Below are 26,202 nucleotides of genomic sequence, written 5' to 3'. Positions count from 1 at the left end.
CCGTGGCAGAGTTCGGGGTGCGGAGGACATTGCTGTATGGGTGCAACTGTCAATAAGACCACGGAGGCGGCTTTCGAGCCCCTGCTGCAGTTCGATATGGAGATGGAAGATTTCCTCTCGGACTGGCATCACTGCGACCATGTTTCGAGCTACCTCGCCCGCATGATCAGCCACAACAGAGCCGATCCGGTGCGGCATTCGAACTTCTTCTCCTCCGCCTTGAACGAGCTTCTCGAAGTTTCATTTCGCGGCGGTACCACCGACGGGAAAATTGGCCTGTCGATCTATCGCCAAGGCGCCACGGAACGGGTTCAGCTGAGCTTTCCATGCCCGCCGGCTCAGGTGCGCTTCTATCGCGAGGCGGTATCGAGAACCCGTGAGAGCGATGCCCAGGCCCGCTATCTCGACGCCATTTCCAACGATCTTGCCCCCAGCCGGGAATCGGTGCTTCTGGACCTCGCAGTCAACTATGACGCCCGCCTCCGGCTTGACGAGGATGCGGCGCCGGCAATCACCCTGATCGTGGACCTTCCTCTTGAAGGAATGGTGAGTTGATCGCGGCGGGCCTTACTCAGCGCTTCAAGGTTGACTTCGATCCGAACAGCCAGATCTTCTCGCTCGCCGGAACGATCCGGCCGCGTTCGATCGATGAAATCGCCGAGAGCATTCACGCGCTGCGGGAAGCGATCGATGCGGTGCGCGGCGTTCTCTACATCGATGTGAAGCGCCTCATCCAGATGAACAACACGGCCTTCCAGGCCTTCATCCGGGTCGCCCTCGACGCCTGCCGGGAGCGGTCGGACCTGCGCCTGATCGTCGTCACTTCGAGCGTCGTCAGCTGGACGACGCGCATGTTCCGGCACCTGAGCACAATCGAGCCGCAGATCTCCGTCGAGGTCTATGATTCGATGTTCTATCCCGGCCAGGACTACTTCGAGGATACGAGCTTCATTCCAATCCTGCGCGCGCAGACGAAATTGACCTGGCGCCACGAACGAGACATCCTGCCGCGCCACGGCATGCGGCCGGGCATCGCCATGGCCGACATCTGCTGCGGCATCGGCGATTTCGCCGTGCTCGCGCAGAAGGAGTTCCAGCCGTCGCGGATCGTCGCCCTCGACCACTCGAAGCCGAGCCTCGCCTATGCCCGCAACGTGGCCGCCGAATTCGGCGTGACGGGTATCGAATACACCTACGGCGACGCGTCGGAGATGCTGCTTGAGGACAACCAGTTCGACTTCGTGAGCTGCCGCCACTCGCTGCAGGTCTTCAATCAGCCGGAGCTGCTTCTCAAGGAACTCTATCGGATCGTGAAGCCGGGCGGCCGTGTCTACATCACCAACGAGAAGAACTCGCACTGCCTCGGCGAACCGCGGGCGCAAAGCATCCAATGGACCTACAATGAGCTCGCACGGCTATTGAGCAATTTCGAGATAGATGTGGAGTTCGGGCCGAAGAGCAGGCGCTATCTCGCCGACACGGGCTTCGACGACATCCTGGTCGAATCCTTCATGGTCACCAATCTGGACGGTGACCCACAGGATTTCGCCGATATCATCGCCGGCTGGGAGAAGATGTTTGCGGACATGGCGGTGAGGCACGGCGAAGCACCCGAATTCATCGAGCGGTTCCGCCAGGGCTTCCGGGATCACATCTTCGCTGCACTGCATCCAAAGGGTTATGCGGGCTGGCCGATCTGGGCAGCGTCCGGGCGCAAACCACTATGAACGCGAGCACTATCCAACGTCCCCGGTTCGGCTTGAGATCCTTCCGCGCCAAGTTCGTGCTGGTCGTGGGCAGCGCCGTGCTCTTTGACCTCCTGCTGACAGGCGGTCTGGCGCTCTGGAACGTTCAAAGGCTGTCGCGCGACGCGACAACCGAGGTCGGACAGGGCCTGCAAAAGGCCAACGAAGACTACATGCTCACCTACGCGGAATCGACGGCCGCGCGGGTTAATCTTTTGCTCGGCCAGGTTCACGCCGACGTCGCCACGCTTGCGGGCGTGCTCCAGGCGCAGATCGACCGCCCCGTGCGCCGCTCCGACGTCGGAGAGGCACTTGCCCGGCATGCACCGGAATCCGTGACCGTGGAATACGATTCCAAAGGTGGGTGGGCGCAGAACCTTCGGGGTCCGCTCTCGAGCGTCAGCGTTTGGAGCTATCTCCTGGGCCCCGACCACCGGCCACTTCCCGAGGTGCAGACCGACATCGAGAACAGCGCCGTTCTCGATCTGGTCGCGCCCGCCCTGCTTGCGCACGGCCGGTCCAAACTGCAGATGTACTACGTCGGGCCAAAGGAACGGCCGATCTTGCGGATGGCGCCCTATGCCGATCAGGCGCAGACGTTCGACCGTCTCTACCCCGGCCACAACGCGGCCAACTTCTGGAACTTCTTCTTCCCCGGCCTCTACGAGTCCTGGGAGGAATGGGCGAAGAATCCAAGCCTCAGGCCCGTTGCAGCCGATACCACACAGACGGCGCCTTACACCGATGCCGCCTCGGGCAAGCTGATCGTCAGTTTCTTCCAACCGCTCTGGACGCCTGACCGCAAGCGTGTCGCCGGAGCGACCGGAACCGACATCACCCTCGACCAACTGGCCGAGGTGGTCGAAAGCGTCAAGGTCGGCGACAGCGGCTTCGGGTTTCTGGCGATGTCCGACGGCAACGTGCTTGCCATCAATCCGGTCGGCGAAAAGGTGATCGGTCTGAGGCGGTCCAGCGACACGGGTGGGCAGGGCGTTACCGGGTTGGAGCGTTCGCTGCGCCGCAGTGTGCAGCCCGCAATCGCAGAGCTGCCGCTTGGCACCGATGGCGCCATTCAGCGGGTGCTGCTCGACGAGGGCGGTGAGAAAGTCCCCTATCTCATGCTCCTGAAGCAGCTCGAGCCGGAGAACCTCTGGGTGTCCGGCCCTGTGCGCCGCGAGACCATGTCGATCGGCATCGTGGTGCCGGAGCGGGAGATCTATGCCTCGCTGTTTGCGGCACAGGCGAGTATCTCTGAAGCGACGAACCGCATCTTGATCTACCAGATCCTGGCGCTGCTCGCTTCGCTGCTGTTCGTCACGCTCGCCGTGTTCGGTATTTCCAAGCGGGTTACGCGTGGCATCAGCGCGCTCGCCGAAGCGGCAACCAGCATCGAGGCGAAGGACTATTCCGTCCGGGTGCCCATCACGACGCGCGACGAAGTCGGTGAAGCCGGTATCGCGTTCAATCGAATGGCCGAGGAGATCAGCTACCACACGGAGAACCTCGAAAACCTGGTGACCGAACGCACCAAGCAGCTCGAAGACGCCAACCACCAGATTTCGACGCTGAATACCCAACTGCGTAGCGAAAACCTGCGCCTTGGCGCCGAACTCGCTGTCGCCAAGCAGATCCAGATGATGGTGCTGCCGAAGGCCGGTGAGCTCGCTGAAATCGCCGACCTCGAAATCGCCGCCTATATGCGCCCGGCCGACGAGGTGGGGGGCGACTACTACGACGTGCTGCGCGACGGCGAGCGGCTCAAGATCGGCATCGGCGACGTCACYGGTCATGGCCTTGAAAGCGGTGTGCTGATGCTGATGGTGCAGTCCGTCGCCCGCGCCTTGCAGGAAGCCGGCGACATGGACCCTGAAGTGTTCCTCAACCGGCTCAACCGCGCCATCTACAAGAACATCGTGCGGACCAATACCGACAAGCATCTGTCGTTGGCCTTCCTCGATTACGACGCTGGCCGCCTGACGCTGTCGGGGCAGCACGAGGAACTGATCGTCGTGCGCAAGGGTGCGGAAATCGAGCGGATCGACACCCTCGACCTCGGCCTGCCGATCGGCCTGGAATCGGACATTTCGCGCTTTGTTGCCACCCGCGAGATCTCCTTCGGCCGCGGCGACATGATCGTGCTGCACACGGACGGCGTGACCGAGGCGGCGAACGCCAAGGGCGAATTGTTTGGCATCGAGCGACTGTGCGAGAGTGCCGGGAAGTTTTACGGACAGAGCGCCGAGGACGTCAAATCGGGTATCATCGAGGACCTGATGGCGCATATCGGCAAGCAGAAGATTTACGACGACATCACGCTCGTCGTCATGAGACACAGGTGATCAGATGACCACGCTCTACGGACTGGCGGACCTGACGATCGGCGCCCACCAGAGGATGACGCGGCTGCGCCTCTATGACGGCCCGCTGGACCTCAGTTGGAAGCATTGCGCCATGGCTTCGGATTTCGTGGCCGAGCTCGCGGCGCTGCGCTATCGCGCCTCGCGCAATACCTATCGGGAAGTCCGGCACAACATCGGCTACCTGACCAACGAGCTGGTCGAGAATGCGGTGAAGTTCCGTGCCTCCGGTGCGGTTATGGTAGAAGCCGCTCTCGAAGCAAACAGCTTCCGCACGAAAGTCTCCAACGTCATCGACAACGAGGCGGCTGCGCGCTTTCAGGACCTGCTTTCCGAGATCGCCGACGGCGACCCCGGAGACCTGCTCATCGAGCGTATCGAAGCCAATGCAAACGGGCTCAGCAAGAGCGGCTCGGGGCTTGGTCTTTTGACGCTGATGAGCGATTATGGCGTTCGTTTCGCTTGGGTTTTTGGTGCCCGGGGAGACGACGGAGAAACCTCGCTGGAGACTTATGCCTCCATTGCGGTCCCAGACCTCTCGAACTGATGAGCCGGTGAACATGGAAAATAAGGACGAAGAAGAGTATCGCGTTTGGTCCGAAGGCAACGATATCCATTTCGAAGGCACCATGCGGCTGTCAGGAACGGAAGCCTATGCCCCGATCTTCTCGACCGTCATGAGCGTGCTGGAAACCGAGCCTGAGCACATCACCATCGATCTCACGGAACTGCAGTTTCTGAACTCGTCCGGGATCAACCTACTCGCCAAGCTGACGATCGAGGCGCGCAACCGCCCGAACGTGCAATTGACGGTGCGCGGGACCTCCGAAATCCCGTGGCAATCGAAATCTTTGCCGAACCTCAAGAAGCTGCATCCAGGCCTCGACCTCAGGCTCAACTGAGATAGCTGTTCGGCGGCATTGCGGCCCACGCAAGTCGATCCTTCACGTCAGTGCTCCCGGTCTCCGCCGGCAGCGCTGGCTGTTGCTTTTCCGAAATGACAGATCGCAGCGGAAGAACTCACCGCCGCTCGGCCTCGGCTGCGCCTTACCCTGATTGACTCGCGCATCAACTCGGCTTATCGGTAAAATCATCTGATGACTTGATGAGCAGACGATGCGACCGATTAATCGCACCAATCTCGCTGAAAGCACGGCTGAAAGCCTGCGGGCGGAAATCCTCAGCGGCCGCTGGGCCGTCGGCGAGCGCATACCTAATGAGACGGCGCTCACGGAACTGCTGGCGGTCAGCCGCGGCACCGTGCGTGAGGCCGTTCGAGTGCTAATCTCGAAGGGCCTGCTCGACGCCCGCCAAGGCTCTGGCACCTATGTCCGTTCCACCGTCGATGCCTCGGGCGCACTCGACCGGGTCAAACGCACAGGTCTTCGCGATCAGTGGGAAGCACGCGCGGCACTCGACGTCGAGGCGGCACGGCTGGCGGCGCTGCGCCATACGCCTGAAGACCTCGATCGCATGCTCAAGCTGCTTGGCGCCCGCGGCACCGTGACCGATGGTGGACGCGACGCCTTCGGTCAACGCGACATCGCCTTCCACAGATCGATCGTCGAGGCATCGGGCAACAGGGCGATCGTCGAGCTCTATGATTTCTTTACCTCGGCCATCCTCGAAACCATCCACTCGACCCTTCGCGGCGATCTGCCCGAGCCGGACGACCGGGCGCATGCGGCGATCGTCGAGGCGATTGCAACCAGTGATCCGGACAAGGCCGCAGCCTCCGTGCGGGCGTTCATGGCGCCCGTCCTCACTGAACTTGATCGGCTCTTGACCCAATGAACCAGACTTTTCGCGACCCTCACAAGGCCGAGACGGCCGAGCCACTCGACCTCGAAGACCAGCTGATCGACGCCGAGGCCGACAGCCTGCCGGCACCGCAACCGCCGGTCTTGAGCCGCCGTGCCCGCATCCTTCTCGGCGTGAGCCTCGTCCTGATCGCCTTCAACCTGCGGCCGCTGTTTTCGAGCCTCTCGGTGCTGCTGCCCGAGGTGATGCAGGCAACCGGCCTGTCAACCGCCGGCGCCAGCGTGCTTACCACCCTGCCGGTGGTCTGCCTCGGCATCTTCGCGCCCCTTGCACCAAAGCTCGCCCAACGCTTCGGCGCCGAGCGCACACTTCTGGGTGTGCTGTTGCTCCTGACGCTGGGCACCGGCCTGCGCGGCGTCCAGTCCGTGCCGTTGCTGTTCATCGCGACCTTCGCCGCCGGTGCGGCGATCGCGGTCGGCAACGTGCTTCTCCCCGGCCTCGTCAAGCGTGACTTCCCCGATCGGGCCGCGATGATGACGGGCCTCTACACCATGGCGCTCTGCGCGGGTGCTGCCAGCGCCGCCGGCCTGACGCTCACGATCGAGCATCATGTGGTCGGCTCCTGGTCCGGCGCGCTCGCCGCCTGGGCCGTGCCTGCCCTAATCGTGCTTTTGATCTGGGCACCGCAGGCCTTGCGCGGCAAGGCGCAGGCCCGTCACACCGGCTTCCGCGTCGTCGGCCTCTGGCGCGATCGCCTCGCCTGGCAGGTGACGCTGTTCATGGGGCTGCAGTCGGCGCTCGCCTATTGCGTCTTCGGCTGGATGGCGCCGATCCTTCGCGAGCGCGGCCTCGATGCTGCAACCGCCGGCGCCGTCGTATCCGCGTCGATCATGATGCAGGTCGTTACCTGCTTGGCTGTGCCTTCGTTCGCCGTCCGTCGCCGCGACCAGCGCGCCGTCTGCGTGGCGCTCGTCGCCGCTGCCGTCATCGCGCTGATCGGTATCCTTTTCGCGCCGCTTTCGACAGTGCTCGTCTGGGCCGTTCTTCAGGGGATCGGCCAGGGCGGCCTGATCGCCGCGGCGATGACCCTCATCGTGCTGCGCTCGCCCGATTCCCACGTCGCCGCGCATCTTTCTGGGATGGCGCAGGGCGTCGGTTACGTGCTCGCTGCCATCGGTCCGCTGCTCGTCGGCTTCATCCGCAGCTGGACCGGCAGCTTTGCGGCGAGTTCCGTTCTCTTCATCGCCCTTGGCATCGGTGTGGCGATCATGGGCATGGGCGCCGGCCGGGCACTTCATGTCGGCGCAAGAACGGTGAAGGTTGACGACCGCTAAGCCGGGAAAGCATCTCGGATAAAAACGGACAACAACATGATCGGGCTCCACCTATCAGGCGGAGCCCGATCGATTGGTCCCTAGCGCGGTTGCGTCATGCCGCAGCGACCGCCTGCCGGTATCGCGGCGCGGGCCTGAAGGTGAGCGCGATCAGGAACGCGCCAAGGCCGATGCCCCAGGAGCCGATGTAAAGCCAAGTATAGCTCGCCAGCGCATCATAGATCAGACCACCGGCAATCGGTCCCGTCGCCATGCCCAGGCTGCCGGCCATGGCCGTTCCGCCGATCACGGTCCCCATCATCCGCAAGGGGAAGTTCTCGCGGGCGAGCACGGCATAGAGCGGCATGACACCGGCATAGATGAAGCCAAACAGGGCGGCGACGGCGTAGAACGAGCCGAGCCCCGCGGCAAAGACATAGGCGAGCGCGCCGAAAGCCTGGGCCAGCAGCCCGAGAACCAGCACGCGCTTGGCCCCGAAGCGATCACCGAGCAGGCCGAAGACGACGCGGCCACCCATGCCGGCGAGCCCCTCGACGCTATAGATCGAGACTGCCGCCATCACCGGAATGCCGCAGGTGATGGCATAGCTCACCGTGTGGAAGATCGGCCCGGAATGGGTGGCGCAGCAAAAGAAGTTTGTCAGCAGCAGAATGATGAAGAGCGGCGATTTCAGCACCTGGCTCGTCGTCATCGACGACTGCGCCTCTTCCTCCGGAGAGGCGGCCGCAGCCCCTCCAGCCAGTGCCGGCGCCTTGCGAACGAGAAGCGAGACCGGAATCATCACGACGGCGACGACGACGCCGATGATCTGCAGGGCTGTTCTCCAATCGTAGGCCGAAACCAGCCAGGCCGCGAAAGGCGACATCGTCATCGGCGCCATGCCCATGCCGGCCGAAACGAGCGAGACCGCAAGGCTCCGATGCGTATCGAACCAGCCGGTGACGCAGGCCATCATCGGCGCGAAGATCGCCGCCGTCGCGATACCCACGACAACGCCGAAGACGAACTGGAAGGCGATCAGCGATGTCGCCCTGCTTGCCGCCATCAGGCTGACGGCGAGAAGCACCGAGCCGATGAGCACGATCGGCCGCGCACCCCAGCGATCGGAGAGACTGCCCCAGGCGATGCTGGCGAATGCCATCGCCAAAAAGCCGATGGTCATTGCGCTGGAGACTCCGGTGACGGACCAGCCGGTGTCACGCGAGATCGGCAGCAGGAAGACTGGAAGCGAGAACATGGCGCCGATTGCCAGGCAGCCAAGCAGGCCGCCCGCCGCCACGATGACCCAACGATAAAACGAATTGCTCATTGCAATCTCCTTGGCGGCGCCCGGTCAGACGGCCGGCAGCGCCGATAACGTGCAAACTGATCGCGCAGCAGGTTCGGATGTGCACAGCACCTCCTCTTGCTGGTTGCTGTAAGACGCAGGCGCCGACGCAAAGCCGACATCGCATCTTGCAGAATTTCATAAATATTGCAGGTTCGCCTGCGTCGCGCGGCACACCTTCAACCGCTTCGGATCCAAGCCACTTGATTGTGCTTCCAAGGTCCTCTCTGTTGTCGCGTGCCGTTCAGGCAATAGATAGAGGCCGAAGCACTGTTGGGGGGAGTGACAAGTGTGACGGGATTTAGATGGATTCGCTGATTACCGCGGCTGGCCAGGCGCTGGCGGCCGGAGATCTGCTCGGCGTGCTGAAGCGCGTTGGCCTGCGCGACGACCCGCCGGCTTTGGCGTTGCGCGGCATCGCGATGGCTCAGCTCGGCGATCTCGTGCGCGCCAAGACGCTGTTGAAGGCGGCGGCGCGCGGTTTTGGCCCGAAGGAGGCTGTCGCCCGCGCGCGATGCATCGTCGCCGAGGCGGAAATCGCCATCGTCTCGCGAGACCTCTCCTGGCCGATGAAGGCACTCGAAACCGCCCGCGCCACGCTCGAAGCCCATGGCGACCACCTCAATGCCGCCCACGCCCGCAACCTCGGCGCTCGACGCTTGCTGCTGATCGGCCGTCTCGACGAAGCCGAACAGATGCTCGCCGGTGTCGATCCGGGCAGGCTGACACCGCCGGCGAGAGCCACGCACGAGCTTGCCGTGGCCGGCATCGCCGTGCGGCGACTGCAGACCGCTACCGCGGCCAGCGCCTTCGCCCGGGCAACCCAGGCGGCGCGCGCGACCGGTATACCGGCGCTGGTTGCCGAAGTCGAAGGCGCGGCCCTCGTGCTGGAGATGCCGGCCGCCCGGCTTCTGGCCGGCGGAGACGCGCGCCTGCTGCGGCTTGAGGAAGTCGAAACCCTGTTTGCTTCCGGCGCCCTCGTCATCGACGCCTGCCGGAATGTGGTCCGACGTGAAGCTGCCGCCGTTTCGCTTTCAACCCGACCGGTGCTCTTCGCGCTCGTGCGGGCACTCGGAGAGGCTTGGCCGGCCGACGTCTCGCGGCGCGCCTTGCTCGCCCGTGCCTTCGGGGCGAAACATGTCGACGAGTCCCATCGCGCAAGACTGAGGGTCGAGATCGGCCGGCTTCGCGACGAACTCCGTGCTTTCGCGGATATCAGCGCGACCAGCGACGGTTTCCGGCTGGCTCCCCAAGGTAATCACGCAGTCATGGTGCTGGCACCGCCGGTCGATGAGCGGCATGCGGCCGTGCTCGCGCTGCTCGGCGACGGCGAGGCATGGTCGAGTTCCGCCCTCGCGATCGCGCTCGACGCCAGCCCCCGCACCGTACAGCGGGCGCTCGAAGAGCTTTCCGCGGAAAAGAAGGTGTTTCCAGTCGGTCGCGGGCGGGCGCGACGCTGGGTGATCCCGCCGGTGCCGACATTCCCGACAGTCTTGTTACTCCCGGGCCCACTGCTAAGCGATTAGGATGGAGACCATGAAACGATCCGAAGCCGAAATCCTCCGCGAATATGGCCCCTTCCCCGGGGCCGACCAAGTGCACGGCGTCACCTTCGACGGTGAGAACATCTGGTTTGCCTCCGGCGACAAGATCAATGCGCTCAATCCCGAAAGCGGGACGCCGGTGCGCTCGATCGATGTCGCAGCCCATGCCGGCACTGCCTTCGACGGCAAGCATCTGTTCCAGATCGCCGAGGACCGCATCCAGAAGATCGATCCCTCCAGCGGCCGCGTACTGGCAACCATCCCCGCGCCCGGTGGGGGCGGCGATTCCGGCCTTGCCTGGGCAGAGGGTACCCTTTGGGTCGGACAGCATCGGGGCCGGCGGATTCATCAGATCGATCCGGAGACCGGCGCTATCCTGCGCACCATCGAATCCAAGCGCGTCGTGACAGGCGTCACCTGGATCGACGGTGAGCTCTGGCACGGCACCTGGGAAGGCGACGACAGCGACTTGAGGCGTATCGACCCCGAAACGGGGTCTGTGCTTGAACGGATCGTGATGCCGCGGGGTTTCGGTGTCTCCGGACTGGAGTCCGATGGCGGTGACCGCTTCTTCTGCGGTGGCGGTACAAGCGGAACGATCCGGGCCGTCCGCCGGCCGAAGAAGCGCGCGCCCTAGCCTCGCCGTCAGCGCGAGATCGCCAGCCTGGCCGCTCGCCGAGCTAGCAGCATGCCAGCGAGCGCCAGACCCGCAAGCCCGAAACCGAGCGCGCTGACACCGAACCAGCCCCCATAGCTCCAGGCGGCGAAGGACAGGGCCGAACCTGCCGATCCCCCAAGAAACATGCTGGTCATGAAGACGGTATTGATGCGGCTGCGCGCCGCCGGCTCGAGCGCATAGATGATATGCTGGTTGGCGATCAGCCCGACCTGGATGCCGATATCGAGCACGATGACGCCAATCACCAGTCCGGCGAGCGACGCCCAGACGCCAAGAATGCCCCAGGCGGAGAGCGTCAACGCCGCCCCGAACCAGACGACGGACCGTGCGCCCCGTCGATCTGCCAGCCTGCCGGCGATTGGCGCTGCAAAGACGCCGATCGCGCCGACAATGCCGAACAGGCCGGCAGCATCCGCGCCCAGATTGAAACGCGGTGTCGCGAGATAAAGTGCAAGCACGGTCCAGAATGCCGTGAAAGAGGCGAACAGTGCCGCCTGCACCACGGAAGCCAGGCGGAGCGCGGGCTCGCGTCGCCAAAGCGTTACGAGCGAACCAAGGGCTTGGCGATAGGGCAAACGCAACGCGGACCGCAGATCCGGCAAGGTCCGGACCATCAAAAGCGAGGCGGCAAGGGCAAGAGGTACGCTTGCCCAGAACATCTCGCGCCAGCCGGCGTGGGCGCCAACGAAGCCGGAGATCGTGCGGCTGAGCAGGATGCCGGTCAAAACGCCGGCCATGACCGTACCGATCGCCGCACCCCGTTTGTCAGGCGTAGAGAGCATCGCAGCGATCGGGACGATTTGCTGCGCGACAGTGGCGCTGGCCCCCAGCAGCACTGAGGCGACGATCAGCAGGATGGATGACGGCGCCAAAGCTGCAGCAGCGGCCGCGATCGCAATCGCCAGGAACTGGCCGACGATCAGCCGCCGCCGTCGGACGATATCGCCGAGCGGCAGCAGAAGCAGCAGGCCCAGTGCGTAGCCAAGCTGCGTCGCCGTCGGCAGCAGGCCAATGGCCGGCTCACCGGGAAACTCGGCCTCGATGAGGCCGAGCAGCGGCTGATTGTTGTAGATGTTTGCGACAGCGATGCCGCTGGCGACGGCCATGGCATAGAGGCGGGCTCGGCAGAGGCCGGAATGCTCCGTTTCGTTGGTATCCATTTCACTTGCCCTTCTCATTGGGGAGATGGGCTTGATCTATCGTATCATCGATTTTCGCTGTAGTGTCGCGATTATTGATACCAGAATATCGAAATTCGATACAATGAACCTCGAAGAAGTCCTCGTCTTCACGGCAGCGGCAAGCGGCGGCAGTCTCGCCGAGGCCGCGCGACGGCTTGGCATCACACCCATGATCGCGACGCGGCGGCTCGCAGCCCTGGAGCAGACGCTTGGTGCCCGGCTGATGCATCGCACCACCCGCTCGCTGTCGCTGACACCGGAGGGGGAGACCTTTCTGCCCTATGCCCAGGCGCTTCTCGAAACCGAGCAGCAGGCGCGAACGCTGCTCAAGGGCGGCGATGAGGGGGCGACCGGGCTCCTGCGCGTTTCGGCGCCGGTTGCCTTTTCGACCAAACTGATTGCTCCGCTCATGCCCTCGTTGCTTGACCATCATCCCGGGCTCAAGGTCGCACTCGATATGAGCGACACCATGCCGGATCTGGTAGCGTCGGGCATCGATCTGGCGATCCGCATCGCACGCCTGAAGGACAGCAGCCTGATCGCCAAAAAACTGGCCGAAAACCCGCGCTCCCTCGTCGCTTCGCCATCCTATGTCGAGAAACACGGGAGGCCACGGACCACGGGCGATCTCATCAACCATCAATGCCTGCCCTTGCACGGCGTCAATCATTGGACCTTTGTGAGCGCCGGGGACGAGACGCATGTACGATTGCAGAGCCGATTCTCGTCGACAAGCATCGAAGGATGCCACGCGGCGTGTCTCGCCGGCGCCGGCATCACCCTGCTCTCCGACTGGAACATTGCCGATGCGCTCGATGCAGGGCGGCTGATACGCATCCGCCTCGAAGACGCCGCACCTGAGACACTGGCGATCTGGGCCGTGTACCCGACGACGAAACTGGTCGCGCCCAAGGTGCGCGTGTTCATCGACCGGTTGGTGGGCGCCCTTGGCAAAACCGCCAAGGCAAGCGCCTGAATGATAAAACCCGCACCGCTCAACACGGTGCGGGCATCAAGATCTGTCCCGGCACGGTCCGCGGTACCGGGACGCTGCGGATCATGCCAGCCTTTTAGGCCTTGATGAAGGCAAGCAGGTCAGGATTGATGACGTCGGCATGGGTCGTCAGCATGCCGTGGGCGTAGCCCTCATAGACCTTGAGCGTGCCGTTCTTCAGCAACTTGACGGCAAGCCGCGCGCTGTCGTCGATCGGCACGATCTGGTCGTCATCGCCATGCATGACCAGCGTTGGGACTTCGATCGCCTTGAGGTCTTCGGTGAAGTCGGTTTCCGAGAAGGCCTTGATGCCCTCGTAATGGGCCTTGGCGCTGCCCATCATGCCCTGGCGCCACCAGTTGCGGATCACGCCTTCGGATGCCTCGGCACCCGGCCGGTTGTAGCCGTAGAAGGGGCCGGCCGGAACGTCGAGGAAGAACTGCGCCCGGTTGGCGGCAAGCGCCGCACGGAAGCCGTCGAACACCTCGATCGGCAGGCCGCCCGGGTTGTTCGCCGTCTTTACCATGATCGGCGGCACAGCACCGACGATGATCAGCTTGGCGACCCTGCCGCCGCCGTGACGCGCCACATAGGCAACCGCTTCACCGCCTCCGGTGGAGTGGCCGATATGAATCGCATCGCTCAGACCGAGCTTGTTGGTCAGTGCCGCAACATCCTTGGCGTAATGCGCGATGTCATGACCTTCGCTCACCTGCGTCGAGCGGCCGTGGCCACGGCGGTCATGGGCAATGACGCGAAAGCCCTTGTTGACGAAATAGAGCATCTGCGCGTCCCAATCGTCTGCCGATAGCGGCCAGCCGTGGTGAAAGACGATTGGCTGGCCCGAGCCCCAATCCTTGTAGAAGATATCGACGCCATCATCAGTCCTGACGTAGCTCTCGGTCATGGGAGCGGTTCCTTTGTTAGGGTTCTAGGGTGGTATGCCTGGCACGCTCCACGGCGCCGGCACTGGCGCCAGGGAACGCAACCCGCTTCAACCGAGATGAGGTCGGTTGATCGCGAGAAGGTGGTGTACGACCGGCACCGCCGGTCCTTTATGAAAGCGACGAACGTCCTCCTGGACATCCGCATCGGCCTTGGAGACGCGCTTGTGCTGGCGCAGATGTTCGGCCCAGGACTCGACCATGAACCACTCCACCATGCGGCCGCTATCAGCCGCGTCCTCGGTCACGCCCCAGCCATAGGCGCCGTCGCGGCGGCGCTCGTGCGACAGGCGGGCGAGCGCCTGCAGAAACTCGGAGCGATCCGCCTTGTCAATCGTGTACTCGATCAGCACGAGCACGGGGCCGCGATCGTGTTCGACCGGCTCGCTGGTCAGCGGCTCCGGCCAGTGGTTGGAGGGAATAAGGTCCGCTTCGCCCTTCGGCAGTTTCATGGCGTGGAAAACGAACCCGACGCAAAGAAGGCCGATGGCCGCCACCGCGAGCGTGAAGGGCACGCCGATCGCCTCGGCGATGGCGCCCCAGGCCAGGCTGCCGCCGGTCATGGCTCCGTTGAAGACCGTGAGATAGACGGCGAGCGTGCGCCCCCGCACCCAGTTGGGAAGGATGGCTTGCGCGGTGCTGTTCAACGTCGTCAGCGCCGTTATCCAGGCGGCACCGCAAACCAGCAAGGCGACAACCGCCACCCATTGCGCCGGTGCGAACGAGAGTACGCCCATCACCGCAGCCGTGAGCACCGCCGACATCAGCAGCAACCCGTCTGCATCCATCCGGGCACGAAGGCGCGGCATCACCAGCGCGCCGCCGATTGCACCCGCGCCGACGGCGCCGAGCAGGATACCGTAGAAGCTGGCGCCACCGCCGAGAAGCTGCCGGGCGACCAGCGGCAGCAGCGCCCAGATCGCACTCGAAAAGGCGAAGAACACCGCTGCACGCAGCAGGACCACGTGCAACTCATGGCTGGCGCGCGCATAGCGCAAGCCCGCCCGGAAGGCGCCGAAGAAGCGCTCCGCAAGGGCATCGTCGTCTGATACGCCGCGCCGCCACCAGAGAAGCGCAGCAATGACGAAGACATAGCTGATGACATCGACACCGTAGGTGACGGCTGCACCGAGCCAGGCAAGCAGCAGACCGCCGAGCGCGGGTCCGATCGCGCGGGCGATGTTGATGCCGAGCGAGTTCAGCGCCACCGCGCCCTTGACGTCCTGCCGCAGAACGAGTTCCGGCACGATCGCCTGCCAGGTGGGGGCGACGAGAGCGGCCCCTATGCCGCCAACGAAGGTCAGGGCAATCAGCGAGCTCACGGACTGCAGGCCCGTGGCGGAGAGAAACAGCAGGCAGAGACTTGCGGATGCAAGCAGGAACTGCACGGCGATCAGGAACTTGCGCCGGTCGAGAATATCCGAGAGCACCCCTGCAGGAATGGCGAGCAGGAAGATCGGCAGCGTCGCTGCCGCCTGAACCATGGAAACGGCGGCCGGAGTCGCCGATAGGTCGGTGACAAGCCAGGAGCTCGCGACATCACGGACAAAGCTGCCGGTATTGCCGATGATCGTTGCGACCCACAGGACCGCAAAAACCTTCTGCCGCAACGGCGCAAACGTGCCAGCGCTCTCTTTCGCTGCCGTCACTGCGAAGCCCTCCCTGCGGATGCCCGTTCGCGCAGATCGTAGCAGGCGACGAGCAGGAAGGCACCCGCCAGGCCGATATGCTCGAAGAAGCCGTTCGTCGCCATCGCACGATCCATGCCCGGCGGCAGCTCCCAGAAGCGGAAAGCGAGGAAAGTTGCGGCGAGCGTGAAGGCCGCGAGCGCGATTGCCGCCGCCCAGCGATAGAACCCCGTGAGAATGAGGGCCGACATCAGAAGCTCGAAGACGATTACCCCGATGGCAAAGAGCGGCGCCGGATGCAGGCCGAAGTGATCCATCTCGGCCAGCGCGCCCGGAAAGTCGAGTATCTTCGTCAACGGTCCCTGGATGTAGGCCGAGCAGAGCGCCAGCAGGCCGATGAATACGATCCACCGGTTGGTGAGCACCGATCGCAGGCGGGCAGCAAGATTGTTTTCGAGAGAAGACAGGCTCGGCATTTGGGTTCCTTGTCAGATGGTCGTCGGCTTAACGGACGGCTAGGCCGCCCTCATCGCGTTTGCGGCCATTTCGAGTTGCTGAACGCGGTCCGGGAAATGCCTTTGTAATAGGCACCCGCCTTCGCTGGCGATTGGTTCACCACGACCTTCGCCCAAGAGGGGCGCTTGTTATCCTTTGCAGGTGCACCATCACCGCCGAGTGCGGCCGAAGAAGTGATCAGGATGGAGGCAGCCATCGCGACAGCGCCGACGATCGTTCTCATTTCGCGTCTCCCTTCCTTCATCGTCACACGGCCCAGCAGGAGCAGCCGAGCGCCCCGAAGAAGCCCTTGAGATCGCCAATCGGCAGCTTTGACGTCCAGGCGCCGGCATGGTCGTGACCATGGACGCCGCAGTTGCTGGCGCAGCCGCACGCCGTGATGGCGGTGCACCGCAGCGAGTTCTTGCCCGCACCGTCGGGCTCGCCCCAGGCGGCATAGCCGCCGAAGGTGCGGACCGGCGACCAGTCGGGCATCGCCGGCGGCACCGTGTTCTCGTCGTGGGCGGCGAAGTCTCCCGCCGCATAGACGATCTTGCCGCCGACCATGGTCAGGTCCGAGGTCAGGAACGAGATCTCGTCCTCGGCGCAGTGGAAGTAGTCCTTGTTCGGCACGATCAGGTCGGCGAACTGCCCCTTCTCGATGCGCCCCTTCTTGCCCTCCTCGTTGGAGAACCACTGCACCTTCTCGGTCCACATCCGAAGCGCCGTCTCGCGGTCGAGGCAGTTGGCGCGCGGATAGAGCTGCAGGCCGCCGACCGTCTTGCCGGTCACCATCCAGGACAGCGAGACCCAAGGGTTGTAGGAGGCGACGCGGGTCGCATCGGTACCGGCAGAGACGTTGACGCCCTTTTCCAGCATCTTTGCCACCGGCGGTGTCGCTTCGGCTGCACCGTGGCCATAGCGCTCGACGAAGTATTCGCCCTGATAGGCCATGCGATGCTGGACGGCGATGCCGCCGCCCAGCGCTGCGATCCGGTCGATCGACCGGTCGGAGATCGTCTCGGCGTGGTCGAAGAACCAGTTGATGCCGGTGAGCGGTATATCCTGGTTGACCTTCTCGAAGACATCGAGCGCGCGGCTGATGGTTTCGTCATAGGTCGCATGCAGGCGCCAGGGCCAGCGGTTCTCGGCGAGGATCCGCACCACCTCTTCGAGTTCGCCCTCCATCTCCGGCGGCATGTCCGGGCGCGGCTCGCGAAAGTCCTCGAAATCGGCTGCCGAGAAGACCAGCATCTCGCCGGCGCCATTGTGGCGGAAGTAGTCGCTGCCCTGCTTGTATTTGACCGAGGAGGTCCACTTCAGGAAGTCCTCCTTTTCCTCTTTCGGCTTCTGGGTGAAGAGGTTGTAGGCGAGCCGGACGGTCATCTGGCCTTCGTCGGCGAGCTTCTGGATGACGGCGTAGTCATCCGGATAGTTCTGGAAGCCGCCGCCGGCGTCGATGACGCTGGTGACCCCCAAGCGGTTGAGCTCGCGCATGAAATGGCGGGTGGAGTTGACCTGATAGTCGAAGGGCAGTTTCGGCCCCTTGGCGAGTGTCGAATAGAGGATGCCGGCATTGGGCTTGGCCAGGAGCAGGCCGGTCGGGTTGCCATTGGCATCCCGGGTGATCTCGCCGCCCGGCGGGTTCGGCGTATCCCTGGTATAGCCGACCGCCCGGAGTGCTGCGGCATTGAGCAGCGCCCGGTCGTAGAGGTGCAGCAGGAACACCGGCGTATCCGGCGCGACCGCATTGATCTCGTCGATCGTCGGCAGGCGCTTTTCCGCAAACTGATGCTCGGTGAAACCGCCGACGACCCGCACCCATTGCGGCGCCGGCGTGATCGCCACCTGCCGCTTCAGCATCGCCATCGCATCGGCGAGCGAGCGCACGCCGTCCCAGCGCAGCTCCATGTTGAAGTTCAGGCCGCCGCGCACGACGTGGGTATGGTTGTCGTTGAGACCCGGCAGCACGCGCTTGCCCTTGAGGTCGATCACCCGGGTGCCCGGGCCTGAAGGCGCCATGATCGCCCGGTCGTCGCCGACCGCAAGAATGAGGCCGTCGGCGATGGCAATGGCGGTGGCAGTCGGATTGGCACGATCGAGCGTCGTGACAAGGCCGTTGTGCAGAATGAGATCGGGCGTCATCGTGGTGTCTCCGGACTGTTGGGCGCCGGCGGTGCGGGCCGACGAAAAGAGAGCAGGCAGGGCAAGCGATGAGGCTGCGCCGAGGAACGTGCGTCGGGTGGGCATCATCCGGCCCTTTCGTCGTTGACGGCTGCGTCCTTCGCCGTGCCGGCACTGGCCTGCCCGCCCCCAGGGAGATGGCCGAACATGTGCGGCATGCACTGCATGTTGAACCAGCTGAGATTGACCGGTTCGCCCGACAGGGCGCGCTTGACCAGCGGGACCGATTGCTCCCCGATGAGGATGCCGAGCAATCCGACGAGCGCAATGACAGGCGGCGCCGGCGAGCGGACGTTCAAGAGGGAATAGATGACGCCGACGAGCAGCCCGGCTCCGAGCGAGAGAAGATACATCTTCATCGCCAACTCCTTCGCGAATGACAGTGTCGCCCCGGCCGCATCGTTGTGGCCAGAGCGTTAATCTAGAGCGCAGAAGCGTTCTGTCAGTGGCCTTCGGACGCGCCGAACATCGACTTGGCATAGATGATGCCGAGGCCGTACGAACCGCCGAACTTCTGGGCGATGCCGGTGGTCATCTCGTAGGTCTCGGTGCGCGCCCAGTCGCGCTGAAGCTCGAGCATGTACTGCAGCGAAGTCATCGGGCGGACACCGGCCTGCACCATGCGGTCCATCGCCCGCTCATGCGCCTCATCCGAGACGTCGCCGCAGGCGTCCGCGATGACATAGACCTCGAAGCCCTGATCGAGCGCCGAGAGCGCCGGGCCGACGATGCAGACCGACGTCCACAGCCCGCACATGACAAGGCGCTTCTTGCCGATGCGATTGACCTCTTCGATCACGGCACCGTCTTCCCAGGTGTTCATCGAGGTGCGGTCCAGAAGCATCTGGTCGGGGAAGGCATCGGTGATCTCGGAGAACATCGGGCCGGAGAAGGTCTTTTCGGCAACAGTCGTGAGGATGGTCGAAACGCCGAAACCCGCCGCCGCATGGGCGACAAGTGCTGCATTGTTGCGCAGGAGCACCGCATCGATCGACTTGGTCGCAAAAGACATCTGCGACTGAAAATCGATCATGATCAGGGTGTGATCCCTAGGCGAGACGAGGAGTTTGCCGGGGGTCGCTGTCGCGGACATGGTCCAGACCTCTTTCTGTTGAAACTGACTCCGACTGGAGAAGCCCAACTATGCCGCCGACCGCGCTCTCGTTCTTGTCGCCAAAGATGGATTTTTGAAAATTTCGCTCGCCTTGCCGCGGCGGCGCGCGTGTATATTCAGTGGGTTACGACTGCCGGCTGCGCCGCCACTGGCGCGGCGTCGCCCCCGCCGCCTGCGCGAAGGCCCGGGTAAAGTGGCTCTGGTCCGAAAAGCCGCAGACGACGGCAATTTCACTCAGGGATGAGGGAGAGAACTGCAACAGATCCTTGGCCTTTTCGATCCTCTGCTGCAGCAGCCAGCGGTAGGGCGTGCTGCCCATGGTCTCGCGAAAGGCACGCAGAAAAGCCGCCTGCGACAGATTGCATGTTTGGGCCAATTCCTCGACCGTGAGCTCGCCATCGAGCCGGGCTTGCACCAGATCGCGGATCTTTGCCTGGCAGCGCTGGGAGAGCCTGCGTCCCCCGGCCAAGCTGTCGCCGCGGCCATTGCCGTACTGCCGCACCATATGCACGCCGATCGCCACCGAGAGCTGGTCGACGAAGAGCGCGCTTCGATCCGTGTGACCGTCTACCGACGCAAACAGGGCGCCGAGCATGCCGCCGAGAACCGGATCGGGCGAGGCGGAGACGGACCGCAGCTCGCTGACGCCGGAAACATTTGCGGCGTCAGCGATGCGCTCCAGCGCACCGTGGCCGATTTCGAGCAAGGTGAAATCGAAGGACCCTTTGAGATCCGCCTTGTAATCGTCGGCAAAGTTCCTGACGTAGATCGCGTTTTGGCCGAACTCCTGGGTCGCAGTGTGATGCGCTCCGAAAACCCGGCGGCTATGACCGCCCACAAGCGACAGGCCGATCAGATAGCCACGCCCGTTGCCAGGCGTCGTCACCTGGCCCGGCGGTCCCGCTGTCGACCGCTTGCGATGGAAGACCACATCTCGGCCTTCGATCGTCCTGTTGTCATCGAGCAGGTCGAGCGAGCATCCGAGACTGTCGCGCGGTCGCGCTCCGGCCGAGGCAGAGGAAGCATTCGTCATCGTCTTCGCTCCTGTGTGTCGAGCCTACCCGGCAATGCCTCCTGCCGTGACGATGAAAACGAAGGATGCGGATCGCCGTGCGCATGGGAAACGTGCACGCAATTCACTCTCGGATTCACCAGATCGTTTGCAGGAGCGGCCCTATGATTGCCCCGGCCGCCGCATCATTCTTGCACGTTTTTCATGTGTTTTGAAAATTTTGCACGAGGGCGCGCCCTCTTCCACGCTATTGCGGAGGTCGATCCACAGCTACGATGACGGACCGGTTCTTTTTGCGGAAGCGCGCCGGCGTCTCGCCCGTCTGGCTGGTGAAAACCCGGGTCATGTGGCTCTGGTCGGCAAACCCGCAGTGGATAGCGATTTCAGCAAGGGGGATGTCCTGAAGCAGACACTCCTTGACCCGTGCGATCCGATACTCGGACAGCCACCTGGACGGCGTGCGCCCGAAGCTTTCCTTGAAAGCCTTGTTGAAGTAGCTGCGCGAGAGCTCGCACTGGGCAGCGAGATCGCCGATCGAGAACGGCGTGTTGAAATGGGCGACCAGAAACTCCGTCGCCAGCCTCTCCTGCCATGGCGCCAGCGTACCCTTCTTGTCGACGGGGAAATGCAAGCCGCCATAGGCCTGGCTGAGGTGAGCCAGCGCGGCAAGATTGATCTGTTCGACGAACAGCAGATTGGCCCGGTCCGGCTCGTCGAGCGAGGGCAGCAGCGCCTGAGCGAGGCCGAACATCACCGGATCCACGCGCCCCTGCACGGGAGACAGCGACACATACTCGCCGCGCCCGGCCCTTTCGGTGAAGCTCCGCATGGAAGCAAAGGGGATGTGGAAGCGGACATTGTCGAAGGGCGACAAATGGTGGCACTGCCATTGGTCGCGAAGATCGGTGATCGCAAGCGAGGCCTTGGGGTGCCCACCCTCATAGACGAGTTCGCCGCGCCGCCACAGGCGGTGCGCCTCGAAGTCACGCATCTGGATGATGACGTTGAAGGCGTCGGCGACCGGGATCAGTGGCCCGGGCTCCAGATCGAAGCGATCCGAGAAGGTTCTCGTGACGGTGATGTCGCCGGCGCTGATTCGTTTGACGGTAGGACGCGGTGTGCCCTCGTCTCCGCTCAGTTCCTCTTGCAAGGCCATCGGTCAGGGTCTCCCGATTTCCAGCTCGGCCGCCCGCTTCAGCGGCCGGGCAGATGCTACAACGGTTGGCTGTCGCAATGAAGAGGCAAATCCAGCGATGCATTGCTGAGGGTCGAAAGTCAGCATAGCACCCTCACTGCAGCCAGCGCGCGCGCCAGATGGCGGGCGTCACGCCGGTCACCTGGCGAAAGGCTTCGATGAACCGGGCCTCGTCGGCATAGCCGCAGCTGGTAGCGGTTTTGCTCAACGACCATCCCTCCTCTATCAGATAGCGCTTGGCGCGGGCGATCCTGTACCGCATCAGCCACTCTTCCGGCGTCTGCCCGGTCGCGGATGCAAAGGCCGCGGTAAAAACCTCCTCCGGCAGGTTCGCGGTCGCTGCCGCCGCCGCAAACGAAAAGTCCTTGGCCCAATGGTCGATCATGAAGTCCTTCGCCGCCTTCTCCTGCCACACGGAGAGACAGGGCGCGCCGGACGCATTGGCTCGATCCGGGTAGGAATGCAGAAGGTGCGCGCAGATGGCGACTGCGATGTGCTGCAACACGGCACCTGGTTCACCCTCGTTTTCGGCAAGAAGGGGCAACAGCGCCAAGGCGAGATTGTGCATGACGTCGTCGACCTCGCCGCGGCGGCACCGGAGACTGGTGGCGGCGGGCGCATGCGAAAACGTGGAAACTTCGCGAAACAAGGCCCGCGGCAAATGGAAAGCGAGTGAATCGAGATCGCTCACAAGTCGGATACTGGCACCCTCGACAAGGTCGACGAGGCAGACCGACCCCTGCCGGTAGCGGCGAATTTCACTTTCGCTTTCGCCCGGCACCACGTCGCTATGCATCACATCCTTGAAATAGAACATCAGGAAGTAGGCATCGTCGGCGGGCAGCGAAACGATGCGGCTCAACTCCCCCTTCAACCGGCACTGCAGGCGCGTCACCGAAAACCGGGCGTCGCGGACGGGCCGCACCATGAGAAACGGCGCCTTGGGCTCGCCGAAATATGCTCCAATGCCATTTGCCTCTGTCATCGTCCGTCCACCCCCGCCTCCTGGCGATGGAGTTCACTCCTCGGGCGCCACCCGCCTCGAATCGACCCTTTGGCGTAGGCGCAGGGGACGATTTCGCAATTGCCGCTCATATCCGAGGAAACATGGGGTGTGCTGTCCCTAATTTCTTGTATCCTTTGCTCACATTTAGCCGCAAACGGCTCTGTTTTGACTAGATCCCGCGCCGCGTGATCCGGCGGGGCCGCGTCTCGGTAACGTGGCTTTCGAAGAAATCGGAGAACTTGGCAACCCTGAGCGGCAGCCGCTCATAGGGCGGATACAGGGTGAGCCACAGCTGCGGCGCCTCCCAGCCGACGAGGATCTGCTTAAGCCCGTTGCCAGCGCGTCCTCGACGATAGAGCGGCAAATGCGCGATGCCTTCGCCATTTTCAGCAAGCCTTGCGACGATCCTGGCGGCTGCGAAACAACGGAGCTTACGCGGCGGCGCGCCGGCTTTCGATGAATATCGTTCCAATCGCTCATGCGCTATAATTGCAATACTTGAAATAATATAGTTAATATTACTGCTATTCAGTTTAGCTATGATTCCGCCGATCCTTTGATCGGAGAAGCGCGTGACGGGCTGGCAGAGATGGGGCAAGCGTGAATGCTGCCTCCGACGGCCCTTCGGTCTTCTCCTGTTACGGGAGCGACAGCATGACAATCTCATTTTCCAGCGAACAAAGAAAAGCGCCCAGGCCCGATGCGCCGATCGTCTTCGCCTTTCACAATCCTGCTCCGGGCGATCCGGTCGGCGCGCTGATCGCCACCACGCTGCCAGATGCACGGGTGTTTTCCTTCAACAGATGCGCAGCCAATGCCGATGCGGCGCCCCCTCCCCCGATCGGCGACGCCTTGGGCGATATGCACGCATTCGCTTCTGCCATCGAAGACCTGGCGAAAGATGTCGGTGAAGTACGGCGTCTCTACCCGGACAGCGCCGCCTACGGCATCGGCTACTCTTCAGGGGCGACTGTTCTCGCTGGGCTTCTGGTCAAGCATCCCGATCTGTTCGACCGGGCAGCCCTGCTGCATCCCCTCGTTTCCTGGGTGCCATCCGGCAACGCCGAACTTGAGGGCAAACCGATCCTGGTCACCGGCAGCCAAAATGATCCGAGCCGCCCCTTGGCGCTCACGGAGCGCTTGGTCGACTATCTTGCGGGGCAGAAGGCAGATGTCCGAGCGCTCTACAATCGTGGCAGGCATGAGGTCGGACGCGAGGAAATGATGGCGCTGCGGGAACTCCTTCAACATCCCGCGGGCAGAAGTGATGCGGGCCGCATCGACTGAGGCGGCCCGCGATCGATTTACTGTGCGGTCGCTTCGAGATCGACCTTCTCGAGCAGAAGCTCCGGGTTCTCGGCAGCTCCCATCAGTTCGAGCGCACCGACACCCGCCTCATCCTTGGCCTTGACCTTCAGCGTGAAAGTGCCGGGCTTGCTGATGAACTGGGTGAATGCCGTTGCGGCGTCCTGCAGCTTCGGCTGGGTGGCGGCAAAATGCTGCACGCCGGCGCTGGTCATCAACACGAGCAGGCCGCGAACGCTGTCCTCGGTCATGTGGTTGTCCTCGGCATAAAGCTTGATGCCCTTGGCCATGATGCCCTTGTCCTCGAGCTTGAGCGTGACTTCGCGGGCAGTAAGACCGAACATCGCGATCTGCGCGGCATTCAGGTCGCCGGAGAAGAAGTCTTTCGAAGCGCCGCCCATGACGCCGGAGAAGGAGAGGCTGCCCAAGTCCTTGCCTTCCAGCGAAATCTGCTTGATGACGAAGTTCTCGTTGGGCTCATCCCACGACAGTTCGACGTTGGACGAGAAGACCAGCTTGTCGAGGCCGATCTTGCGCAGCGTCTTGAAGCCCTCCTCCTGCGTGTCCGCAGGGATCGGAACGCTGAGATCGCGGTAGCTGACGCGGACATCCGTCGGAATGCCGTTGCGCGGCTTCGTCAGCGCGATTTCATAGGTGTCGAGCGTGAAACGAACACGTTCCGGAACGGACGGCACTGCCGACTGCTCTACCGGCGCCTCGGCCATCGGGTCTTCCGCCACTTCACCGGCGATCTCCGCGTCGCTCGCGGCTTCGCCATTGGTGGCTTCATCCGCCGACTGCTCTGCGGGCGCCTCGGCCGTCGAGTCTTCTGCCGGATCGCCGGGGACCGCCGCGTCGCTGGCGGCTTCGCCGTCTGTCGTCTGATCCGGCACCTGCTCGGCTTCGGGCGCCTGTTCGGCGCTGGCCGACGGATCGACCTCGGTTTCGGTCGCGCTGTCGTCCTCGATGGCTTCGCTGTCCGTCACGGCTGCCGGATCGCTGCCGGGCATGTCCACGTCGAGCCCGGCGATCCGGATCGTCCCGAATTCCGGCATCAGCGTCGTGTAGGGGAAGGTTTCGAACTCCTCCTCCTTCAGTCCCGCAAGCTTCGTCAGTGCTTCCATGGTCGGAGCCCAGGAGAAACCCTTGATGCTGGCTTCGGCAAACTTGAAGTAGTCGGTCCCCTCGCCCGCAGTGACACCGCTCATCGTGCCATCGAAACTGCGGCCGTTGAGCTGGAACGCCATCTTGTCGACGGCGAGCTTCACGAGCTTGCCGTCGGTGTTTGCCTGTTCCGGCACTTCCATCTTCAGGCCGAGCAGCTCCATGTCGCCCTTTGCCAGCATGTCGACCAGCGAAAGGATGCGCTTGAAGAATACCTGGCGTTCCGCCGGCGGCAGGGCTTCCGGGTCGTTGACCGCCTGGAGCTTCTCGAGCGTTTCGAGAAGCGGCTCGGTCGGCATGCGGACGCTAAGACCGCTGCTGCGCACTTCGTCATAACCGAATCGCGACTTGCTGTCGGAGAAGGCAAGGTTCTTTATCGAGATCGGGCCGTAGAGCGCCTTCGGCTCCTTGTCCTCGGGACCGGCCTTCTGCGTATAGATGCGGGCCATGTAGGCCACATCGAAGCTCTCACCGGTGACGGCGCCCATGGTGCCGTCCATCTTTTCCCGCTTCGTTGCCCCTTCGCCATCAGGAAGATCCATGGCAAAGGCGAACGTGGCGCCGCTCGCCGAATAGCCCGCGACGCGGCCGCTGGCGATATCCTCGAGCCGGACATCCTTGTAGACCGTCTTCTGCTCGGCGCCTGCAACGTTCTGAACGATGGCGACTTCCGGCGCGGAGACCTGCTTTGCCGCGAAGCGCTCGATGCGCATCAGCAGGTCAGCCTTGTCCCCGCTTGCCGTCAGGCCCGCTGCGAAAAAGTCGGGATCTTCCAGCGTTGCCGCCGGCACGGAAAGCTTGGCGGCCTTGAGGTCGAGCTCCAGGCCCTTCACGTCGAGCTTGCCGCTCAGCGAGAAAATCTTCGGACGGCCGTCGATTGCCGCGATACGCGCGCTGACGCCATCGGCGAAGGGGAGCGTCACGTCACGCAAATGAACCCGTCCGAGGAAATCCGCTTCGACGGAGCCGGCCTTGCCGCCGCGATCAGCAATGAACCTGTCGACCGTCCTTTCGAGCATGAACTTGCCGCCGACGACGCCGGCGGCTGCGATCGCGATCACCGCGACAGCAGCCCAAAGCGCTTTGCGACGGCCCTTGCCGGCCCCAATTTCTGTCTCAGCCACGATGTCTGTCCTTTCACCACGCGAAAAATGGAAAGCGTTGAGTCGTTGCGGTGTGACTAACGATTGGCGCTTTCTTCCGCAAGTTTGGCGGGAGTGCAGTGCACCAATA

Annotated in this window: 25 protein-coding genes; 11 read left to right on the top strand and 14 right to left on the bottom strand. The window is 63.5% G+C overall.

The window, feature by feature from the left end:
- Positions 1-36: 36 nt before the first annotated feature.
- From AB4Z53_RS15825 to AB4Z53_RS15795, 7 genes are all read left to right on the top strand, one after another.
- A complete protein-coding gene (locus AB4Z53_RS15825) occupies positions 37-555 on the top strand; it encodes a ubiquinone biosynthesis methyltransferase UbiE (protein WP_113539731.1) in 519 nt (172 codons plus the stop codon).
- Positions 552-1,727, top strand: coding sequence for a class I SAM-dependent methyltransferase (locus tag AB4Z53_RS15820; protein ID WP_113539732.1), 1,176 nt, complete (start codon positions 552-554; stop codon positions 1,725-1,727). Before AB4Z53_RS15825 ends, AB4Z53_RS15820 begins: the two co-directional genes overlap by 4 nt.
- Entirely contained in the window at positions 1,724-4,084 is a 2,361-nt protein-coding gene (locus AB4Z53_RS15815) for a SpoIIE family protein phosphatase (RefSeq protein WP_113539733.1), read from the top strand. Before AB4Z53_RS15820 ends, AB4Z53_RS15815 begins: the two co-directional genes overlap by 4 nt.
- 4 nt (positions 4,085-4,088) lie before the next feature.
- On the top strand, positions 4,089-4,649 hold the full coding sequence (locus AB4Z53_RS15810) for a slr1658 superfamily regulator (protein ID WP_113539734.1): 561 nt from the start codon (positions 4,089-4,091) through the stop codon (positions 4,647-4,649).
- Positions 4,650-4,662: 13 nt separating this feature from the next.
- Positions 4,663-5,004 carry a slr1659 superfamily regulator gene (locus AB4Z53_RS15805; RefSeq protein ID WP_113539735.1) on the top strand — a complete coding sequence of 114 codons (342 nt, stop codon included), beginning with the start codon at positions 4,663-4,665 and terminating at the stop codon, positions 5,002-5,004.
- Between the two features lie 214 nt (positions 5,005-5,218).
- Positions 5,219-5,896, top strand: coding sequence for a FadR/GntR family transcriptional regulator (locus tag AB4Z53_RS15800; RefSeq protein WP_441596574.1), 678 nt, complete (start codon positions 5,219-5,221; stop codon positions 5,894-5,896).
- A complete protein-coding gene (locus AB4Z53_RS15795) occupies positions 5,893-7,197 on the top strand; it encodes a CynX/NimT family MFS transporter (protein WP_441596573.1) in 1,305 nt (434 codons plus the stop codon). Before AB4Z53_RS15800 ends, AB4Z53_RS15795 begins: the two co-directional genes overlap by 4 nt.
- Positions 7,198-7,291: 94 nt before the next feature.
- Here AB4Z53_RS15795 and AB4Z53_RS15790 read toward each other — a convergent pair whose 3' ends face one another.
- The gene (locus AB4Z53_RS15790) at positions 7,292-8,506 is read right to left on the bottom strand and encodes an MFS transporter (RefSeq protein ID WP_441596572.1); all 1,215 of its coding nucleotides are present in this window, start codon (positions 8,504-8,506) and stop codon (positions 7,292-7,294) included.
- Between the two features lie 323 nt (positions 8,507-8,829).
- Here AB4Z53_RS15790 and AB4Z53_RS15785 point away from each other — a divergent pair, with 323 nt between their 5' ends.
- Both AB4Z53_RS15785 and AB4Z53_RS15780 read left to right on the top strand, forming a co-directional pair.
- Positions 8,830-10,050 carry a helix-turn-helix domain-containing protein gene (locus AB4Z53_RS15785; RefSeq protein ID WP_441596571.1) on the top strand — a complete coding sequence of 407 codons (1,221 nt, stop codon included), beginning with the start codon at positions 8,830-8,832 and terminating at the stop codon, positions 10,048-10,050.
- A 10-nt stretch (positions 10,051-10,060) separates the two neighbouring features.
- On the top strand, positions 10,061-10,705 hold the full coding sequence (locus tag AB4Z53_RS15780) for a Vgb family protein (protein WP_113539861.1): 645 nt from the start codon (positions 10,061-10,063) through the stop codon (positions 10,703-10,705).
- A gap of 8 nt (positions 10,706-10,713) precedes the next feature.
- Here AB4Z53_RS15780 and AB4Z53_RS15775 read toward each other — a convergent pair whose 3' ends face one another.
- Complete coding sequence (locus AB4Z53_RS15775) at positions 10,714-11,907, bottom strand: MFS transporter (RefSeq protein WP_441596570.1); 1,194 nt, start codon at positions 11,905-11,907, stop codon at positions 10,714-10,716.
- Positions 11,908-12,010: 103 nt separating this feature from the next.
- Between AB4Z53_RS15775 and AB4Z53_RS15770 the strand changes: the two genes are divergently transcribed.
- The gene (locus tag AB4Z53_RS15770) at positions 12,011-12,904 is read left to right on the top strand and encodes a LysR family transcriptional regulator (RefSeq protein ID WP_113539862.1); all 894 of its coding nucleotides are present in this window, start codon (positions 12,011-12,013) and stop codon (positions 12,902-12,904) included.
- Positions 12,905-12,998: 94 nt separating this feature from the next.
- On the opposite strand, the gene AB4Z53_RS15765 is transcribed toward AB4Z53_RS15770, so the two are convergent.
- The 11 genes from AB4Z53_RS15765 to AB4Z53_RS15715 all read right to left on the bottom strand — a co-directional run bounded on the left by AB4Z53_RS15765 (position 12,999) and on the right by AB4Z53_RS15715 (position 23,098).
- Entirely contained in the window at positions 12,999-13,829 is an 831-nt protein-coding gene (locus AB4Z53_RS15765) for an alpha/beta fold hydrolase (protein WP_113539741.1), read from the bottom strand.
- Between the two features lie 87 nt (positions 13,830-13,916).
- Entirely contained in the window at positions 13,917-15,515 is a 1,599-nt protein-coding gene (locus AB4Z53_RS15760; protein ID WP_441596569.1) for an MFS transporter, read from the bottom strand.
- A complete protein-coding gene (locus AB4Z53_RS15755) occupies positions 15,512-15,970 on the bottom strand; it encodes a DoxX family protein (RefSeq protein ID WP_113539743.1) in 459 nt (152 codons plus the stop codon). Before AB4Z53_RS15755 ends, AB4Z53_RS15760 begins: the two co-directional genes overlap by 4 nt.
- Positions 15,971-16,020: 50 nt before the next feature.
- Positions 16,021-16,233, bottom strand: a complete 213-nt coding sequence (locus AB4Z53_RS15750; protein WP_113539744.1) for a hypothetical protein — start codon at positions 16,231-16,233, stop codon at positions 16,021-16,023.
- 23 nt (positions 16,234-16,256) lie between these two features.
- Positions 16,257-18,239, bottom strand: a complete 1,983-nt coding sequence (locus AB4Z53_RS15745) for an amidohydrolase (protein ID WP_441596632.1) — start codon at positions 18,237-18,239, stop codon at positions 16,257-16,259.
- A complete protein-coding gene (locus AB4Z53_RS15740) occupies positions 18,239-18,532 on the bottom strand; it encodes a XapX domain-containing protein (RefSeq protein WP_113539745.1) in 294 nt (97 codons plus the stop codon). The genes AB4Z53_RS15745 and AB4Z53_RS15740 overlap by 1 nt, the downstream gene beginning before the upstream one ends.
- An 83-nt stretch (positions 18,533-18,615) precedes the next feature.
- Positions 18,616-19,266 carry a hydrolase gene (locus AB4Z53_RS15735; protein WP_441596568.1) on the bottom strand — a complete coding sequence of 217 codons (651 nt, stop codon included), beginning with the start codon at positions 19,264-19,266 and terminating at the stop codon, positions 18,616-18,618.
- A gap of 145 nt (positions 19,267-19,411) precedes the next feature.
- Complete coding sequence (locus tag AB4Z53_RS15730; protein WP_113539747.1) at positions 19,412-20,320, bottom strand: helix-turn-helix domain-containing protein; 909 nt, start codon at positions 20,318-20,320, stop codon at positions 19,412-19,414.
- Between the two features lie 226 nt (positions 20,321-20,546).
- Entirely contained in the window at positions 20,547-21,455 is a 909-nt protein-coding gene (locus AB4Z53_RS15725; RefSeq protein WP_441596567.1) for a helix-turn-helix domain-containing protein, read from the bottom strand.
- A 133-nt stretch (positions 21,456-21,588) separates the two neighbouring features.
- A complete protein-coding gene (locus AB4Z53_RS15720) occupies positions 21,589-22,479 on the bottom strand; it encodes a helix-turn-helix transcriptional regulator (protein WP_441596566.1) in 891 nt (296 codons plus the stop codon).
- Between the two features lie 190 nt (positions 22,480-22,669).
- A complete protein-coding gene (locus AB4Z53_RS15715; protein WP_441596565.1) occupies positions 22,670-23,098 on the bottom strand; it encodes a hypothetical protein in 429 nt (142 codons plus the stop codon).
- Between the two features lie 56 nt (positions 23,099-23,154).
- On the opposite strand from AB4Z53_RS15715, the gene AB4Z53_RS15710 reads away from it, so the two are divergent.
- Complete coding sequence (locus AB4Z53_RS15710; protein WP_441596564.1) at positions 23,155-23,787, top strand: alpha/beta hydrolase; 633 nt, start codon at positions 23,155-23,157, stop codon at positions 23,785-23,787.
- A 17-nt stretch (positions 23,788-23,804) separates the two neighbouring features.
- Here AB4Z53_RS15710 and AB4Z53_RS15705 read toward each other — a convergent pair whose 3' ends face one another.
- On the bottom strand, positions 23,805-26,093 hold the full coding sequence (locus tag AB4Z53_RS15705; RefSeq protein WP_441596563.1) for a hypothetical protein: 2,289 nt from the start codon (positions 26,091-26,093) through the stop codon (positions 23,805-23,807).
- Positions 26,094-26,202 lie beyond the last annotated feature (109 nt).

Origin of the sequence: Ensifer sp. 2TAB8, assembly GCF_052115125.1 — a bacterium.
Taxonomy (GTDB): domain Bacteria; phylum Pseudomonadota; class Alphaproteobacteria; order Rhizobiales; family Rhizobiaceae; genus Ensifer.
Note: the sequence above shows the minus strand (reverse complement) of the source record. Positions and strands in the feature narration are given on the sequence as shown.

What these genes read in the sequence shown, in the direction of transcription:
- AB4Z53_RS15740 (WP_113539745.1), bottom strand. Translation starts at nt 18,532, where the DNA reads ATGAAGATGTATCTTCTCTCGCTCGGAGCCGGGCTGCTCGTCGGCGTC.
- AB4Z53_RS15710 (WP_441596564.1), top strand. Translation starts at nt 23,155, where the DNA reads ATGACAATCTCATTTTCCAGCGAACAAAGAAAAGCGCCCAGGCCCGAT.
- AB4Z53_RS15825 (WP_113539731.1), top strand. Translation starts at nt 37, where the DNA reads ATGGGTGCAACTGTCAATAAGACCACGGAGGCGGCTTTCGAGCCCCTG.
- AB4Z53_RS15735 (WP_441596568.1), bottom strand. Translation starts at nt 19,266, where the DNA reads ATGTCCGCGACAGCGACCCCCGGCAAACTCCTCGTCTCGCCTAGGGAT.
- AB4Z53_RS15745 (WP_441596632.1), bottom strand. Translation starts at nt 18,239, where the DNA reads ATGCCCACCCGACGCACGTTCCTCGGCGCAGCCTCATCGCTTGCCCTG.
- AB4Z53_RS15800 (WP_441596574.1), top strand. Translation starts at nt 5,219, where the DNA reads ATGCGACCGATTAATCGCACCAATCTCGCTGAAAGCACGGCTGAAAGC.
- AB4Z53_RS15730 (WP_113539747.1), bottom strand. Translation starts at nt 20,320, where the DNA reads ATGACGAATGCTTCCTCTGCCTCGGCCGGAGCGCGACCGCGCGACAGT.
- AB4Z53_RS15755 (WP_113539743.1), bottom strand. Translation starts at nt 15,970, where the DNA reads ATGCCGAGCCTGTCTTCTCTCGAAAACAATCTTGCTGCCCGCCTGCGA.
- AB4Z53_RS15720 (WP_441596566.1), bottom strand. Translation starts at nt 22,479, where the DNA reads ATGACAGAGGCAAATGGCATTGGAGCATATTTCGGCGAGCCCAAGGCG.
- AB4Z53_RS15775 (WP_441596570.1), bottom strand. Translation starts at nt 11,907, where the DNA reads ATGGATACCAACGAAACGGAGCATTCCGGCCTCTGCCGAGCCCGCCTC.
- AB4Z53_RS15795 (WP_441596573.1), top strand. Translation starts at nt 5,893, where the DNA reads ATGAACCAGACTTTTCGCGACCCTCACAAGGCCGAGACGGCCGAGCCA.
- AB4Z53_RS15725 (WP_441596567.1), bottom strand. Translation starts at nt 21,455, where the DNA reads ATGGCCTTGCAAGAGGAACTGAGCGGAGACGAGGGCACACCGCGTCCT.
- AB4Z53_RS15780 (WP_113539861.1), top strand. Translation starts at nt 10,061, where the DNA reads ATGAAACGATCCGAAGCCGAAATCCTCCGCGAATATGGCCCCTTCCCC.
- AB4Z53_RS15765 (WP_113539741.1), bottom strand. Translation starts at nt 13,829, where the DNA reads ATGACCGAGAGCTACGTCAGGACTGATGATGGCGTCGATATCTTCTAC.
- AB4Z53_RS15750 (WP_113539744.1), bottom strand. Translation starts at nt 16,233, where the DNA reads ATGAGAACGATCGTCGGCGCTGTCGCGATGGCTGCCTCCATCCTGATC.
- AB4Z53_RS15805 (WP_113539735.1), top strand. Translation starts at nt 4,663, where the DNA reads ATGGAAAATAAGGACGAAGAAGAGTATCGCGTTTGGTCCGAAGGCAAC.
- AB4Z53_RS15770 (WP_113539862.1), top strand. Translation starts at nt 12,011, where the DNA reads ATGAACCTCGAAGAAGTCCTCGTCTTCACGGCAGCGGCAAGCGGCGGC.
- AB4Z53_RS15785 (WP_441596571.1), top strand. Translation starts at nt 8,830, where the DNA reads ATGGATTCGCTGATTACCGCGGCTGGCCAGGCGCTGGCGGCCGGAGAT.
- AB4Z53_RS15810 (WP_113539734.1), top strand. Translation starts at nt 4,089, where the DNA reads ATGACCACGCTCTACGGACTGGCGGACCTGACGATCGGCGCCCACCAG.
- AB4Z53_RS15790 (WP_441596572.1), bottom strand. Translation starts at nt 8,506, where the DNA reads ATGAGCAATTCGTTTTATCGTTGGGTCATCGTGGCGGCGGGCGGCCTG.